The 13,678-nt window shown below is 37.6% G+C and carries 16 protein-coding genes and 1 pseudogene; 14 read left to right on the top strand and 3 right to left on the bottom strand.

Features of this window, described 5'->3' with window-relative positions:
* The first annotated feature begins 214 nt into the window (after nt 1–214).
* Genes rpsF through rpsR form a run of 3 tightly spaced genes read left to right on the top strand, consistent with a single transcriptional unit; the run spans nt 215 to nt 1,284 of the window.
* Complete coding sequence (gene rpsF / locus HMPREF2876_RS05065; protein ID WP_003026325.1) at nt 215–505, top strand: 30S ribosomal protein S6; 291 nt, start codon at nt 215–217, stop codon at nt 503–505.
* Nucleotides 506–516: 11 nt separating this feature from the next.
* Nucleotides 517–1,008: a single-stranded DNA-binding protein gene (locus tag HMPREF2876_RS05060; RefSeq protein WP_003026323.1), complete on the top strand. Its 492-nt coding sequence runs from the start codon at nt 517–519 to the stop codon at nt 1,006–1,008.
* A gap of 36 nt (nt 1,009–1,044) precedes the next feature.
* Nucleotides 1,045–1,284, top strand: a complete 240-nt coding sequence (rpsR, locus tag HMPREF2876_RS05055) for a 30S ribosomal protein S18 (RefSeq protein ID WP_000068664.1) — start codon at nt 1,045–1,047, stop codon at nt 1,282–1,284.
* Between the two features lie 179 nt (nt 1,285–1,463).
* Here rpsR and HMPREF2876_RS05050 read toward each other — a convergent pair whose 3' ends face one another.
* Nucleotides 1,464–2,141: a DUF1129 domain-containing protein gene (locus HMPREF2876_RS05050; protein ID WP_024052425.1), complete on the bottom strand. Its 678-nt coding sequence runs from the start codon at nt 2,139–2,141 to the stop codon at nt 1,464–1,466.
* A 15-nt stretch (nt 2,142–2,156) separates the two neighbouring features.
* A complete protein-coding gene (locus HMPREF2876_RS05045; protein ID WP_003030529.1) occupies nt 2,157–3,101 on the bottom strand; it encodes a magnesium transporter CorA family protein in 945 nt (314 codons plus the stop codon).
* Between the two features lie 122 nt (nt 3,102–3,223).
* Here HMPREF2876_RS05045 and uvrA point away from each other — a divergent pair, with 122 nt between their 5' ends.
* Nucleotides 3,224–6,049 carry an excinuclease ABC subunit UvrA gene (gene uvrA, locus HMPREF2876_RS05040; protein ID WP_024052424.1) on the top strand — a complete coding sequence of 942 codons (2,826 nt, stop codon included), beginning with the start codon at nt 3,224–3,226 and terminating at the stop codon, nt 6,047–6,049.
* A 117-nt stretch (nt 6,050–6,166) separates the two neighbouring features.
* Here the strand turns inward: uvrA and HMPREF2876_RS05035 are convergent, their stop codons facing one another.
* Nucleotides 6,167–6,919, bottom strand: coding sequence for a DeoR/GlpR family DNA-binding transcription regulator (locus tag HMPREF2876_RS05035; RefSeq protein WP_024052423.1), 753 nt, complete (start codon nt 6,917–6,919; stop codon nt 6,167–6,169).
* Between the two features lie 175 nt (nt 6,920–7,094).
* On the opposite strand from HMPREF2876_RS05035, the gene HMPREF2876_RS05030 reads away from it, so the two are divergent.
* The 10 genes and pseudogenes from HMPREF2876_RS05030 to HMPREF2876_RS10905 all read left to right on the top strand — a co-directional run.
* A complete protein-coding gene (locus HMPREF2876_RS05030; RefSeq protein ID WP_070584423.1) occupies nt 7,095–7,613 on the top strand; it encodes an RpiB/LacA/LacB family sugar-phosphate isomerase in 519 nt (172 codons plus the stop codon).
* Nucleotides 7,614–7,651: 38 nt separating this feature from the next.
* Nucleotides 7,652–9,007, top strand: a complete 1,356-nt coding sequence (locus HMPREF2876_RS05025; protein ID WP_070584422.1) for a PTS galactitol transporter subunit IIC — start codon at nt 7,652–7,654, stop codon at nt 9,005–9,007.
* A 24-nt stretch (nt 9,008–9,031) separates the two neighbouring features.
* Nucleotides 9,032–9,322: a PTS sugar transporter subunit IIB gene (locus tag HMPREF2876_RS05020; protein WP_024052420.1), complete on the top strand. Its 291-nt coding sequence runs from the start codon at nt 9,032–9,034 to the stop codon at nt 9,320–9,322.
* Between the two features lie 9 nt (nt 9,323–9,331).
* The gene (locus tag HMPREF2876_RS05015; RefSeq protein ID WP_024052419.1) at nt 9,332–9,730 is read left to right on the top strand and encodes a PTS sugar transporter subunit IIA; all 399 of its coding nucleotides are present in this window, start codon (nt 9,332–9,334) and stop codon (nt 9,728–9,730) included.
* 71 nt (nt 9,731–9,801) lie between these two features.
* Nucleotides 9,802–10,341 (top strand): 6-phospho-3-hexuloisomerase, encoded by a 540-nt coding sequence (gene hxlB / locus HMPREF2876_RS05010; RefSeq protein WP_024052418.1) that lies wholly within the window; start codon nt 9,802–9,804, stop codon nt 10,339–10,341.
* Nucleotides 10,342–10,725: 384 nt separating this feature from the next.
* Nucleotides 10,726–11,787: a M24 family metallopeptidase gene (locus HMPREF2876_RS05005; RefSeq protein ID WP_024052417.1), complete on the top strand. Its 1,062-nt coding sequence runs from the start codon at nt 10,726–10,728 to the stop codon at nt 11,785–11,787.
* Nucleotides 11,788–11,845: 58 nt separating this feature from the next.
* On the top strand, nt 11,846–12,406 hold the full coding sequence (gene efp / locus HMPREF2876_RS05000; RefSeq protein WP_003026309.1) for an elongation factor P: 561 nt from the start codon (nt 11,846–11,848) through the stop codon (nt 12,404–12,406).
* A 109-nt stretch (nt 12,407–12,515) separates the two neighbouring features.
* Nucleotides 12,516–12,905, top strand: a complete 390-nt coding sequence (locus HMPREF2876_RS04995; protein ID WP_003037725.1) for an Asp23/Gls24 family envelope stress response protein — start codon at nt 12,516–12,518, stop codon at nt 12,903–12,905.
* Nucleotides 12,898–13,323: a transcription antitermination factor NusB gene (nusB, locus tag HMPREF2876_RS04990; protein ID WP_003037723.1), complete on the top strand. Its 426-nt coding sequence runs from the start codon at nt 12,898–12,900 to the stop codon at nt 13,321–13,323. The genes HMPREF2876_RS04995 and nusB overlap by 8 nt, the downstream gene beginning before the upstream one ends.
* Nucleotides 13,324–13,539: 216 nt before the next feature.
* A pseudogene (locus HMPREF2876_RS10905) lies at nt 13,540–13,678 on the top strand (sigma-70 family RNA polymerase sigma factor); the annotation flags it as partial.

Here is a 13,678-nt window from a genome sequence, read left to right as displayed (position 1 = left end):
AGCATAGCTTAAAACTAACTGATATCAGCTTTTTTTAAGGTTTTGGAATGGAATGGGTAATGGAGTATAGGGAAAAACTGTGCTTTTTACAAAAACAAAAATCGAATTTTTCTTGCTATTTTCCAAAAAGTTTAGTATAATAGTTATTCGTGAGAAAACCTCACTTACCCCTTGCAATGGCTGGGGGTCATTAGACCAAAAGGAGGAAAAATCAATGGCTAAATACGAAATTCTTTATATTATTCGTCCAAACATTGAAGAAGAAGCAAAAAACGCTTTGGTAGCACGCTTTGACTCTATCTTGACTGACAACGGTGCAACTGTTGTTGAATCAAAAGACTGGGAAAAACGTCGTCTTGCATACGAAATCCAAGATTTCCGTGAAGGACTTTACCACATCGTAAACGTTGAAGCTGAAGACGCAGTCGCTTTGAATGAATTTGACCGTCTTTCAAAAATCAACGCTGACATTCTTCGTCACATGATCGTCAAACTTGACGCATAAGAAGGGTTGCTATGATAAATAACGTTGTACTTGTGGGTCGGATGACCCGAGATGCCGAACTTCGCTATACTCCGCAAAATCAAGCGGTCGCAACTTTTACTCTTGCTGTCAATCGCAACTTTAAAAATCAAAGTGGCGAGAGAGAAGCAGATTTCATTAACGTTGTAATTTGGCGCCAGCAGGCAGAAAATCTTGCAAATTGGGCTAAAAAAGGAGCTCTCATCGGAATTACTGGTCGGATTCAGACACGTAACTACGAAAACCAGCAAGGTCAACGTGTCTATGTGACAGAAGTGGTAGCTGACAATTTCCAACTGCTAGAAAGTCGTGCCAGCCGTGAGGGTCAATCTTCTGGTGGCTACACTTCTAATAATTTCGGAAATTCATCATCCAACTTTGGGAACTCAACTTCTGCCAATCAAGTACCCAACTTTTCTCGTGATGAAAATCCATTTGGTAATACCAATCCAATGGACATCTCAGATGACGATCTACCATTTTAATGGACAAACAGAATAATGATATAAAGGAGAAAGAACATGGCTCAACAACGTCGTGGCGGATTTAAACGCCGTAAAAAAGTTGATTACATCGCAGCAAACAAGATTGAATATGTTGATTACAAAGATACTGAGCTTCTTAGCCGTTTCGTTTCAGAACGTGGGAAAATCCTTCCTCGTCGTGTAACAGGAACTTCAGCTAAAAACCAACGTAAAGTAACAACAGCAATAAAACGCGCTCGCGTAATGGCTTTAATGCCTTTCGTAAACGAAGACTAAAATATAAAAATGAGCATGAATTTCATAAAATCATGCTCATTTTTTAAAACTCAATCAGCAACTAAATAGATTGCTTTTCTTATGCTCAAAATTGTTTGAAACGGTTGTCAAAAATACTTATTAGATCTTATTAAAACATCCACCTGTTGAAACAAGCGGATGTTCAAATAAAAATATGACTAAAGTTGTCTTGGTGCGGTTAAAGCACTGCGGATATTGAATTTCTTTTTGAGATAGAAACGAAGTGCCAAAGTTCCTCCACCAAACACAAGGATAAATAAGTTCGGCAGTTTTGGATTTAAAACTGCTGGCAACAGGAAGGTTGTGCCGTAAAGAACAACAGCCCACAAAATCGTAGCAGCTGAAATGATAAGAAGCGATTTGAAAAATGGTGGTTTCTGACTTTGGTCCTGGTCGGCATAATAAAAACGGTAAATAAAGTAATACATACCATAAAATACGAGTGCCCCTACTGCGCTACCAAGTACAATCGTCACAATACCATAATTGCTAGGATTTTTGGAGAATAAGTTAACACTACTATTTAAGATAGCAAATAAACTAAAGACAAATAAGAAAGCATCCATAATCATGAGATACGGATTGGTATTTTCTTTGATAGTTTGAGCTTCTTTTTGTTTTGCTTCTGAAAAATTCGCTGCCCAAACAGTAGGTGCTCCATAAAGTCCGCGAGCGGTAATTCCTTTTGCTTGATTTTTAAGAATCGTTGGGATGATTTCCTCTAGCAGGGCTTTGATTTCTTCGTCTGTCTTTCCATCTTTGATGAGTTGGTGGGTTGCGATATGGACAAATTCTTGATTTTTTTTGCTGAGTTTATCCAAAGAAACTTGTGTCATAAGATCTCCTTTTAATTAAAATAATTTTTTGTGAATGAGGTAAACTGTCAGTGAAACACTGATCGCAAAGGCGATGAAAATAATAATCCAAAAAGCATGTGGCTCCCCATTGAGTGGTAAGTCATTGTTTTTGAAGTTCATTCCATAGGCTGAGAAAATCATAGTTGGAATGGACATGACAATCGTCACTAAAGCTAGAGCTTTCATGATGTTATTTTGATTATTTGAAATGATAGAAGCAAACGTATCTGTCATACTGTGCAAGATATTTCCATAAATATCTGCCATCTCAATCGCCTGCTGGGTCTCGATGAGTGTATCTTCCAACAAATCTTCATCTTCCAAATATTTCTTAATATTGCTGGTGGCACTGGTCAGCTTTTTAATCACGCGCTCATTGGTTTTCAAGGAAGCCTTGAAATAAACAATCGTTTTTTCAAGCTCCATGAGTTCAATCAATTCTTCATTGCGAGTGGACTTGTGCAGTTGACTTTCAATCTGCTCACTCTTGCGGTCAATGGAGCGCAACGCTGTCAGATAAAGCTCGGCATTGCGGTAAAGAATTTGGAAAATAAAGCGCGAACGCATGAAAGTATAGAAATTACGCAGCCGTCGATTGATAAAAATATCCAATAAAGGGAGTTTTTCCAAACAGGTGGTAATAATCGCCTCTTCGGTAATAATAATCCCTAGAGGAATAGTCACATAATAAGTCTGATTATTTCGTTCTTCTGTAATTGGAACATCCACGATAATCAAAGTATACTCATCTTCAATAGTGACACGAGACATTTCTTCTGCATCGAGCGGCGCCCTCAAGTCCGTAATGTCAATATCAAAAGCGTTGGCAATTTCAGTAGACTCGCTTTGAGAAGGGTTGACCAAATTGATCCAAGTCCCCGACTCAAGTGTATCAATTTCTTTAAATTCAGTTGTTGTCGATAGAAAGACTTGTTTCATATTTTCCTCCTTCAGTTATTTGCACACCGTATTATTATACTACAAAATTCCGAGTTTTTGGGTAAAAGATTGCAGAAAATTTTGTTATAATAAAAAGAAGTTTAAAATAAAGTGTGGTAAGGATGCAGGATAAAATTATCATTCATGGAGCGCGAGCTCATAATTTAAAAAATATTGATGTCACAATTCCGCGAGACAAGCTGGTTGTCGTGACTGGTTTGTCTGGTTCAGGCAAATCTAGCTTAGCTTTTGACACTCTCTATGCAGAGGGGCAACGTCGCTATGTAGAAAGTTTGTCTGCTTATGCTCGCCAATTTTTGGGCAATATGGAAAAACCAGACGTGGATTCAATTGACGGACTTAGTCCAGCCATTTCTATTGATCAAAAAACGACCAGCAAGAATCCGCGGTCAACGGTTGGAACAGCTACGGAAATCAATGATTACCTTCGTTTGCTTTATGCACGTGTGGGAACTCCTTACTGTATCAATGGGCATGGAGCTATTACCGCTTCTTCTGTGGAGCAGATTGTCAATCAGGTTTTGGAATTGCCAGAGCGTCAGCGGTTGCAAATCCTAGCGCCTATTGTTCGCAAGAAAAAAGGGCAACACAAGACAATTTTTGAGAAAATTCAAAAAGACGGATACGTGCGTGTGCGCGTGGACGGAGATATTTATGATGTCACAGAAGTTCCAGAGCTTTCTAAAACAAAAAAGCACGATATCGAAGTAGTGGTAGACCGGATTGTCATTAAGGACGGTGTACGCAGTCGGTTATTTGATTCGATTGAAGCAGCCTTAAGAATTGCAGACGGTTATGTGGTGATTGACACGAGGGATGACAAGGAATTACTCTTTTCCGAGCATTATGCTTGTCCAGTCTGCGGCTTTACGGTACCTGAGTTGGAACCTCGTCTCTTTTCTTTTAATGCACCATTTGGCTCTTGTCCTGATTGTGACGGTCTGGGTGTGAAGCTGGAAGTGGACTTGGATATGGTGGTTCCTGACAGTAGTAAGACCTTGCGGGAAGGCGCCTTAGCTCCATGGAATCCTATTTCTTCAAATTATTATCCTCAAATGCTAGAACAGGCAATGACGGAATTTGGTATCGATATGGATAAGCCATTTGAGGAACTGACCGAAGATGAACAACAACTAATCTTCTTTGGTTCTGAAGGACGAGAATTTCATTTTCATTATGAAAATGAATTCGGTGGCGTGCGAGATATCGACATCCCTTTTGAAGGAGTGGTAACCAATATAAACCGTCGCTACCATGAGACCAATAGTGATTTCACTCGTACCCAGATGCGAACCTATATGAATGAGCTGACCTGTGCAAGTTGCCATGGTTATCGATTGAATCCACAAGCCTTGTCTGTTAAAGTGGGGGGTGAAGGTGGTCTTAATATTGGGCAAGTATCTGATTTATCTATTGCAGATCATTTAGAATTACTTTCTCATCTGACTTTGACTGAAAATGAAGTAGCCATTGCAACACCAATTATCAAAGAAATCCGAGATCGCTTGACATTTCTTAATAATGTCGGACTTAATTATCTAACTCTATCTCGTTCTGCAGGCACGCTGTCTGGTGGTGAGAGTCAGCGGATTCGCTTGGCGACTCAAATCGGCTCTAATCTCAGCGGTGTTCTTTATATCTTAGATGAGCCTTCTATCGGTCTTCATCAGCGCGATAATAATCGCTTGATTGCCAGTCTCAAAAAAATGCGTGATTTGGGCAATACTCTCATTGTGGTTGAACATGATGAAGATACTATGCGCGAAGCTGATTGGTTGATTGATGTTGGACCTGGAGCAGGTGTTTTTGGTGGTGAAATTGTTGCGGCAGGCACTCCAGAGCAAGTTGCAAAAAGCAAGAAATCAATTACAGGTCAGTATTTATCGGGCAAACGTGAAATTCCAGTGCCATTGGAGCGCCGCGTAGGAAACGGCCGCTTTATTGAAGTAATAGGTGCGCGAGAGCACAATTTGCAAAACATCACGGCCCGCTTCCCGTTAGGAAAATTTATAGCCGTGACGGGGGTTTCTGGTTCTGGTAAATCCACCTTGGTTAATTCCATTTTGAAAAAAGCAATCGCTCAAAAACTCAATCGTAATTCAGACAAACCGGGTAAATTCAAAAATATTTCAGGAATTGAGCATATTGATCGTTTGATTGATATTGACCAGAGCCCGATTGGCCGAACACCAAGATCCAATTCAGCGACGTATACTGGCGTCTTTGATGATATTCGCGATCTCTTTGCTAAGACCAACGAAGCTAAGATTCGTGGGTATAAAAAGGGGCGTTTCTCTTTCAATGTGAAGGGGGGACGCTGCGAGGCCTGCTCTGGGGATGGAATTATCAAGATTGAGATGCACTTTTTACCAGATGTTTATGTCCCTTGTGAGGTTTGCCATGGAACACGGTACAATAGTGAAACCTTGGAAGTGCACTACAAGGAGAAAAACATTGCTCAAGTTTTGGATATGACGGTCAATGATGCAGTAGAATTTTTTAAGCATATTCCAAAAATCGAGCGGAAGTTGCAGACGATTAAAGATGTTGGGTTAGACTATGTGACCTTGGGGCAACCTGCCACAACTCTGTCTGGTGGGGAGGCTCAGCGGATGAAACTAGCCAGCGAACTTCATAAGCGCTCAACAGGTAAGTCTTTCTATATTCTGGATGAACCAACTACAGGTCTGCACACGGAGGATATTGCGAAACTTCTCCAAGTGCTATCACGTTTTGTAGATGATGGCAACACGGTTCTCGTCATCGAGCATAATTTGGACGTTATTAAGACGGCCGATCACATTATTGACCTTGGACCAGAAGGTGGTATTGGTGGAGGTACTATTATCGCAACTGGCACACCAGAAGAAGTAGCTGGAAATCCAGAAAGCTATACAGGTCAGTATCTAAAAGAAAAATTGAGCTGAAAAGTTTAACACGTTGCTGACCTATCTAGCAATAAAGAAAAATTAAACCGCACCCAAAAGTTGGATAAAGGAATCTAACTTTTGGGCGCGGTTTAATAATTTTATAGATTTTTAAGGCTACGAAAGAATAACTTTTGTTTGTTTCCCAATATTTAGACACTTAGCTTCATCCGCATCTGAATCTGTAATCAGAGCAGTGATATCTGACCAATCACAGATTTTATAGAGACTTTTTCTTTCAAATTTACTAGAGTCGGATAGGATGTAAGCTTTGTCGGCTTGTTTTATTATTTCTCGGTCAATAAACACATCTGAAGAAGACGGACTTGAAGGGCCGTCAATATTTGAAAAACCATCTGAACCGAGGAAGCAAATATCAACGAAAACTTGTTTTATCTGTGAAATAGTCCACCCTCCAAAGACTGATGAGCTTTTAGGGCGGAATTCTCCACCAAAAAAGAATAGTTGATTATCTGAATTAACTAAAGCATTTGTGACAGGTAAAGAATCTGTAAAAATCTTATAGCCAGATTTTTGAGCTAGTAAATAGGCTAATTCGACAGTTGTACTACCTGTTCCAATGATTATTGAAGCATTTTCTGGAATGAGTTCAAGAGCTTTTTCGGCAATTCTTTTTTTATTAGAAGTATTTTCTTTTTCGCGTGTATTATAAGATAATTCAATAGCATTTTGTTTTAAAATAGCTCCACCGTGACTTTTTATGAGCAATCCTTTTGTTTCAAGATATGATAAGTCTTTGCGAATCGTTTCGTAGCTAACTTCAAACTGTTCAGACAGTTTGCTGACATAGACAGTTCCATTATTTTTTAATTCATCAAGAATGAGTTGGCGTCTTTTTTCCAATAACATTATGTTCACCTCACTTGTTTCTAAATATAATTATATATCAAAACTAACAAAAAACAAGTTTTTTTGTGTGAAAACCAATAAAAAATAATAAAAACCATCAAAAAACTATTAATAACAACCAAAACCAATGATATAATATAGACATAAAAAGAAAACGATTACAAGGAGACGGAAAATGAAAACAAAAATCGCAATTGCCTGTGATGATTTGGGCTTTGAAACAAAAGAAGCTCTCAAACACTATCTTATTGAAGAAAAAAATGCTGAGATAGTTTATGATCCTGTAAAAGTGCCAGAAGATGATGTTAATACTTTTGCAGTTCTGGCGGATGAAATGGCTGAGACTATTCAACGTGATAAATGTCGATTAGGAATTTACATCTGTGGTACTGGAATTGGATTTACTTGTCAAATCAATAAGCATTGGGGAATTAGAGCGGTAGCTGTAACGAATCCTTACTCAGCAAAACGTGCAAGACTTAGTAATAATACACAGGTTATTGGTCTTGGTTGCCGTGTCAATGGTCTTGAATATCTTAAACAGATTGTAGATGCTTGGTATGATGAACCATTTTGTTTTAGTACAGCTCGTGAAAATTCAAAGAAAAATTTATTGGAAGCAGAAGCTGATGATAATCGTCTATTGAAAAAGCCTGATTATGTCGCGTGGAACATGGGCTTTAGACCTGAATAGTAAAGGAGGAGGCTAGTTATAAGCTGGCTAGTAGAAAAATGGAAGTTATTACAAATTTTATTAATAATTTAGGAAATTTTATTTTTATTCCACTAATTTTCTTGGTTTTCATGCTGATTTTACGCAGACCGCTTTCTGAAGCGATTCAATCAGCAATGAAAGTTGGGATTGGTTTTATTGCTTTATCTCTTGTCATTAATTTTATGTTAGATAAAATGGAGCCAGCCATCACCGGGCTAGCAGAAAAGACAGGCTCTTCTTTAAGTGCTATTGATGTTGGTGGTGCTGCGACTGCGGTTATGGGATTTGGTTCAAATATGGGAGCAATTATTATTCCACTATGTGTTGGTATTAATATTCTTCTTCTTGTTTTGAAACTGACGGACTGTGTTAATGTTGATGTTTTTAACCTTCATCAAAATGCATCAATGGGAGCAATTGTTGCTGTTTATTCTGGTAATTTTCTTTATGGTGTTTTAACAGCAGGACTTTTCCATGTCTGGGCACTTATTGCATCTGATTTAGGTGCAAAACGTAATAATGAATTTTTTGGATTACCAAAAGGAGTTTCAATTTCACACCCTGTTGCTAATACTTATCTTTTATTTGCCTATCCGTTTAACTGGATTTATGATCATATCCCTGGTTTGCGTCATTGGAATGTTACCGCAGAGTCTATTCAAAAACGTTTTGGAGTATTGGGTGATCCAACAGTTGTAGGTTTTATTCTTGGTGTGCTTTTAGGGTTATTTGGTTATGATTGGAGTAACCCTTATACAACAATTATCTCAAGCTTACAACTTGGTATGTATTTGGCAGCTGTTATGCTTCTTCTTCCTAAGATGACTTCAATCATGATGGAAGGACTTGTTTCGCTTTCAAATGCTGCGCGTAAGAAATTGGTTAAAAAATTCCCAGACCGAGAAATTACAGTTGGTATGGATACGGCACTTATTGTTGGTAATCCATCAGTTATCGCTCCAGCCTTACTTCTTATTCCTGTAATGGTGATTCTAGCAGTAATTTTACCTGGGAATAAAGTCATGCCGTTAGGTGATTTATCACAGTTTGTCTTCTTCATTGCGTGTATGGTTCCTGTTTTTAATGGAAATATTATTCGTACTTGGTTGACTTCAGTGATTCTATTTGGTGGTGGTCTCTATATTGCATCATGGATGACACCAGCAACTAACGAGGTCTTCCAAAAATTTGGTGCAGGTGCTAAAGAAGGTGTTATGTATTCTTCTTTAAACCCATCCGCTAATCCTTTTACAGGTCTCTTTGCGGCAGTATCACATATTGGATTAATTGGTTATATTTTAGTTGGAGCAATTCTTGTTGCAGTAGGCTATCTACTTAAGAAAAAAGAACATGCTCAAATCGAAAATGCTTAATAAATAGAAATAGAGGTAATCATTATGGCTAAAAAAATTCTTGTTGTTTGTGGAAATGGTATTGCTTCATCATCAATTATGGTGTCAGTTTTACAAGATTTCTTAAAAGATGAAAAAATTGCTGATGTTCAAGTTGATAAAGCTTCTCTCATGGATTGTTCAACTGAAAAGTTCAATAGCTATGATTTAGTTGTTTCATCTACAAAACTTGAAAATGAAGGTTTAACAGTTCCAGTTATAGTTGGAGCAGGTTTACTTACTGGTATTGGTGAGGATGAAATCTTTGATGCTGTTAAAGGTGAAATGACTAAATAGGGGTTTATTATGGTTTATGTTGTAGTGAATGATGCAGACGAAACTGTAAAAGATTATCAATCGGCAATTCGTTTTGCGGGAGAAGCTCTTCTTAAAGTAAATAATATTAAAAGTGACTATATCCAAGCATGTATTGACCGTGAGGTTGATTTTCCTACAGGTTTATCGTTGGCAAGTGGACAAGGCGTAGCAATGCCACACGGTAATTCTGATTTTGTGACTGAAGATAGCGTAAGCGTTGTACGTTTATCAGAGCCAGTTGTTTTCGGATTAATGGAAGATAAGAATCAGAAAGTTGGTGTTACATTAGTTTTTAATCTAGCTTTGTCATCAGGAAAACAGCATATTGCAGTTTTACGTAAAGTGATTGCTCTTTTTCAAGATGACGTGTTTATTAAGAAATGCTAAAAAAATAGTGTTGAAGAAGTAGCTAGTAACATTAAAGCAAAACTAGATTCTTAAAAGTTGAGGTAGACAAAATGGAAGAATCTCAAATTATTCTATCTGATATTGAAAAAGCGGTAAATCAGATTGACGATGAGAAATTGGATGATTTGGCGAATAAAATTGTAAATTCACATCATATTTTTTTAGCAGGTATGGGAAGGTCAGGTTTGATGATTCGTGCATTTGCTAATCGGTTAATGCATTTAGGATTATCAGTAAGCCTTGTTGGAGACATTAATTCCCCCCACACACAGCTAAATGATTTAGTGATTATTGGCTCTGGTTCTGGAGAAACAGATAGTTTAGTTTCATTGATAAAAAAAGCTAACACGTTATCGTTAGATTCAGCTCTTATTACAACAAATTTATCATCTACAATTGGGAGATTATCAAATTTAGTTTTGGTGATTCCTGCTCAAAATAAAGCTAGTGAGCAAGTTGGAAAACAACCTATGGGTTCAGTATTTGAACAGTCTAGTCTGGTTTTATATGATATTCTTATTTTAAAATTAATGAAGATTTTAAATGAATCTAATGAAACTATGGCAAAACGTCATGCAAATTTAGAATAGTCATCTCTTCTCTAAGCTAAAAATACTTCTTTTAAGTTTGTATAGTCCCCAAAAGCTAGATAAAAACTCAAGAAAACCGTAAAAACTCAGAATCAGTATTTTTACTAACCTGATTCTGAGTTTTTTGGATTATCATTTTAAAAGTTATTGGATAGTTTCTCCTTTTTTAACAAACTTTTCTGATTTTTACTTAGAAAACCTTAAAAAAGATAGATACATAGAGAATTCAATCCTTTATATTTTGCTATCTCCATAAAAGATATCAGTAAAGATTGTTTTTAAAAATCATTTTCAACAGTTAAATGTATTTTGTAACTATAAAGGTTATACCATTTACAACTTTTTTTGATATAATAATTTTAATCATTTTACGGAGGGATTTTTATGTTATCAAGAGTAAATAAATTAGAAGCAGCACTTGCGCAAACGGATTGTGATGCTGTTTTAGTAACCAATCTGAAGAATATTTACTATCTAACGGGTTTTAGCGGAACAGAAGCGACAGTTTTCATTAGCAAAACGCGACGGATTTTTTTGACAGATTCCCGCTATACCTTGATTGCCAAAGGTGTGGTAAAAGGTTTTGATATTGTCGAAACACGTGATGCTTTGTCAGAAATTGCGAAGATCATTGCAAATGATAAAATAGAAACTATTGGATTTGATGACGAAATTTCTTATCATTATTTCAAAACTCTTGAAGAGCTTTTTTCAGGTTATAAGCTGACAGCAATGACTGCTTTCATTGAAAATCTACGCATGATCAAAGATGAAGGAGAAATTGCCACGATTCGAAAAGCTTGTCAAATTTCTGACCAAGCCTTTCTAGATGTCTTGGATTTTATCAAGCCGGGGCAAACAACGGAGCTACAAGTTATGAACTTTTTAGATGCTCGCATGCGGCAACTGGGCGCATCGGGAGCCTCTTTTGACTTTATTATTGCATCAGGTTATCGCTCTGCTATGCCGCATGGAGTAGCTAGCGAGAAGGTCATTCAAACAGGTGAAACCTTGACAATGGATTTTGGTTGTTATTATAATCACTATGTTAGCGATATGACGCGAACCATTCATGTTGGTCATGTGACGGATGAGGAGCGCGAGATTTACGATATTGTGTTACGGAGCAACCAAGCTCTGATTGAAGCGGCGAAAGCTGGTATGAGTCGTATTGAGTTTGATCAAGTACCGCGCAAAGTGATTAACGATGCAGGTTACGGACAATATTTCACGCATGGAATTGGACACGGAATTGGTCTTGATATTCATGAGATTCCTTATTTTGGTAAATCCTCTGAGCCGATTGAAGTGGGTATGGTCTTAACAGATGAGCCGGGTATTTATTTGGATGGGAAATACGGTGTGCGGATTGAAGATGACATTCTCATCACAGACACAGGCTGCGAACTCCTAACGCTCGCGCCAAAAGAGTTAATTGTTATTTGAGAATTGTCAATGTTTATGATAAAATAAAGAGAAATCTATTTTAAAAGAGGTAATAATAATGATTGAAGCAAGTAAGCTGAAAGCTGGTATGACGTTTGAAACAACGGACGGAAAATTGATTCGTGTCCTTGAAGCAAGCCATCATAAACCAGGTAAAGGGAATACTGTTATGCGTATGAAATTACGGGATGTACGCACAGGTTCAACTTTTGACACAACTTACCGTCCTGAAGAAAAATTTGAACAAGCAATTATTGAAACGCGCCCAGCACAATATTTGTATCAAATGGATGATACAGCCTATTTCATGGATACAGAGTCATTTGAGCAATATGAAATCCCAGTAGCGAATGTAGAGCAAGAATTGAAATTTATTCTTGAAAATTCAGAAGTGAAAATTCAATTTTACGGAAGCGAAGTTATCGGTGTTACAGTTCCAACGACTGTAGAATTAGTCGTAACAGATACACAACCTTCTATTAAAGGAGCAACGGTGACAGGTTCTGGTAAGCCAGCTACTCTTGAAACAGGTCTTGTGGTCAACGTACCGGACTTTATCGAAGTTGGACAAAAATTGATTATCAATACGCAAGAAGGAACTTACGTTTCTCGTGCATAATTTATGTTGAGAACTAGAAGTTCTTAATTACTATCAAATTCAGACTGAGAGCCTGACAAATATTGAACAGACTCCTTGAATGTCTTTGTGTCTTAAGAAAGGACAAGTTATGGCAACTGAACAATTAGGCGAAATCGTTATCGCACCGCGTGTCTTAGAAAAAATTATTGCCATTGCAACGGCTAAAGTGGACGGTGTTTACTCTTTCGCAAATAAAAGCATGTCTGACAGTCTTGCAAAACGTTCTTTAGGACGTGGCGTCTATCTTCATACCGCCAGTGATGGCGAAGTAACTGTTGACATTTATTTATACTTAGAATACGGTGTAGGGGTGCCAGCAGTAGCTGTTGCTATTCAAAAAGCCGTTAAAAGTGCTGTTTCTGATATGGCAGAAGTTGAATTATCCGCAGTGAACATCCATGTAGCGGGTATTGTGCCTGAAAAAACACCAAAACCAGATTTAAAAGATTTGTTCGATGAGGATTTCCTCAATGACTGATGTACAACTGGAAGCAAGAAGAGAACTACGTGAACGTGCATTTCAAGCATTAATGAGTTTGGAATATGAAAAAGATATTGTAGAAGCGTGTCGTTTTGCATATCTCTATGATAAAGATATGACAAACGATTCTGATGTGGAAATTCCAGCCTTTTTATTGAACCTCGTCACGGGTGTTGAACAGTCTAAAAACGAGTTGGATGACAAGCTTAGCCAGTACCTAAAAGAAGGTTGGACTTTGGAACGTCTTACATTGATAGAAAAAAATATTCTTCGCTTGGGATTGTTTGAGATGACAGAGTTTGATACACCTCAACTAGTCGCAATCAATGAAGCAATTGAGCTATCTAAAAAATTCTCAGATGAAAAATCGAGCAAGTTTATCAATGGTATTTTAAGTAAATTTGTTATAGAATAAATTTTAAGAAGAAATGAATACAGGATTGAGAGGACGAACTTCGTTCTCTCTTTTTCAATTTTATCCGCTAAACAGCTTCAGAAAACCTCTGAAGTGACAGGGATGCTGCTCACGAGACCCAGAAGAGATGCAATAAGATAAAAAATAGATAGAAGAAAACCAAAGGGTTCTCCTTCATGCTATCCTTAAAAGGTAAGTAAAAGGAAGGAGAAGGAAATGGAGTTCAAGGAGTTATATGCCAAGGTGAGAGGAATCGTACTGAAATGTCGGAGGGAATATTATATCCACCTGTGGGAGTTAAGTGATTGGGACCAAGAGGGAATGTTGGTGCTCTATCAGTTGGTAAGCCAGTATC

It is taken from the genome of Streptococcus sp. HMSC073A12, assembly GCF_001812815.1.
Taxonomy (GTDB): domain Bacteria; phylum Bacillota; class Bacilli; order Lactobacillales; family Streptococcaceae; genus Streptococcus; species Streptococcus vaginalis.
The sequence above is the reverse complement of the archived record's forward strand: the minus strand, read 5'-3'. Positions and strand labels throughout refer to the sequence as shown.

Bases quoted from the DNA above. Each gene is read 5' to 3' on its own strand.
- HMPREF2876_RS05005 (WP_024052417.1), top strand. From the start codon at position 10,726: ATGTTATCAAGAGTAAATAAATTAGAAGCAGCACTTGCGCAAACGGAT.
- HMPREF2876_RS05035 (WP_024052423.1), bottom strand. From the start codon at position 6,919: ATGTTATTGGAAAAAAGACGCCAACTCATTCTTGATGAATTAAAAAAT.
- HMPREF2876_RS05015 (WP_024052419.1), top strand. From the start codon at position 9,332: ATGGTTTATGTTGTAGTGAATGATGCAGACGAAACTGTAAAAGATTAT.
- nusB (WP_003037723.1), top strand. From the start codon at position 12,898: ATGACTGATGTACAACTGGAAGCAAGAAGAGAACTACGTGAACGTGCA.
- HMPREF2876_RS05030 (WP_070584423.1), top strand. From the start codon at position 7,095: ATGAAAACAAAAATCGCAATTGCCTGTGATGATTTGGGCTTTGAAACA.
- HMPREF2876_RS05020 (WP_024052420.1), top strand. From the start codon at position 9,032: ATGGCTAAAAAAATTCTTGTTGTTTGTGGAAATGGTATTGCTTCATCA.
- HMPREF2876_RS04995 (WP_003037725.1), top strand. From the start codon at position 12,516: ATGGCAACTGAACAATTAGGCGAAATCGTTATCGCACCGCGTGTCTTA.
- HMPREF2876_RS05060 (WP_003026323.1), top strand. From the start codon at position 517: ATGATAAATAACGTTGTACTTGTGGGTCGGATGACCCGAGATGCCGAA.
- efp (WP_003026309.1), top strand. From the start codon at position 11,846: ATGATTGAAGCAAGTAAGCTGAAAGCTGGTATGACGTTTGAAACAACG.
- uvrA (WP_024052424.1), top strand. From the start codon at position 3,224: ATGCAGGATAAAATTATCATTCATGGAGCGCGAGCTCATAATTTAAAA.
- HMPREF2876_RS05050 (WP_024052425.1), bottom strand. From the start codon at position 2,141: ATGACACAAGTTTCTTTGGATAAACTCAGCAAAAAAAATCAAGAATTT.
- hxlB (WP_024052418.1), top strand. From the start codon at position 9,802: ATGGAAGAATCTCAAATTATTCTATCTGATATTGAAAAAGCGGTAAAT.
- HMPREF2876_RS05025 (WP_070584422.1), top strand. From the start codon at position 7,652: ATGGAAGTTATTACAAATTTTATTAATAATTTAGGAAATTTTATTTTT.
- rpsR (WP_000068664.1), top strand. From the start codon at position 1,045: ATGGCTCAACAACGTCGTGGCGGATTTAAACGCCGTAAAAAAGTTGAT.
- rpsF (WP_003026325.1), top strand. From the start codon at position 215: ATGGCTAAATACGAAATTCTTTATATTATTCGTCCAAACATTGAAGAA.
- HMPREF2876_RS05045 (WP_003030529.1), bottom strand. From the start codon at position 3,101: ATGAAACAAGTCTTTCTATCGACAACAACTGAATTTAAAGAAATTGAT.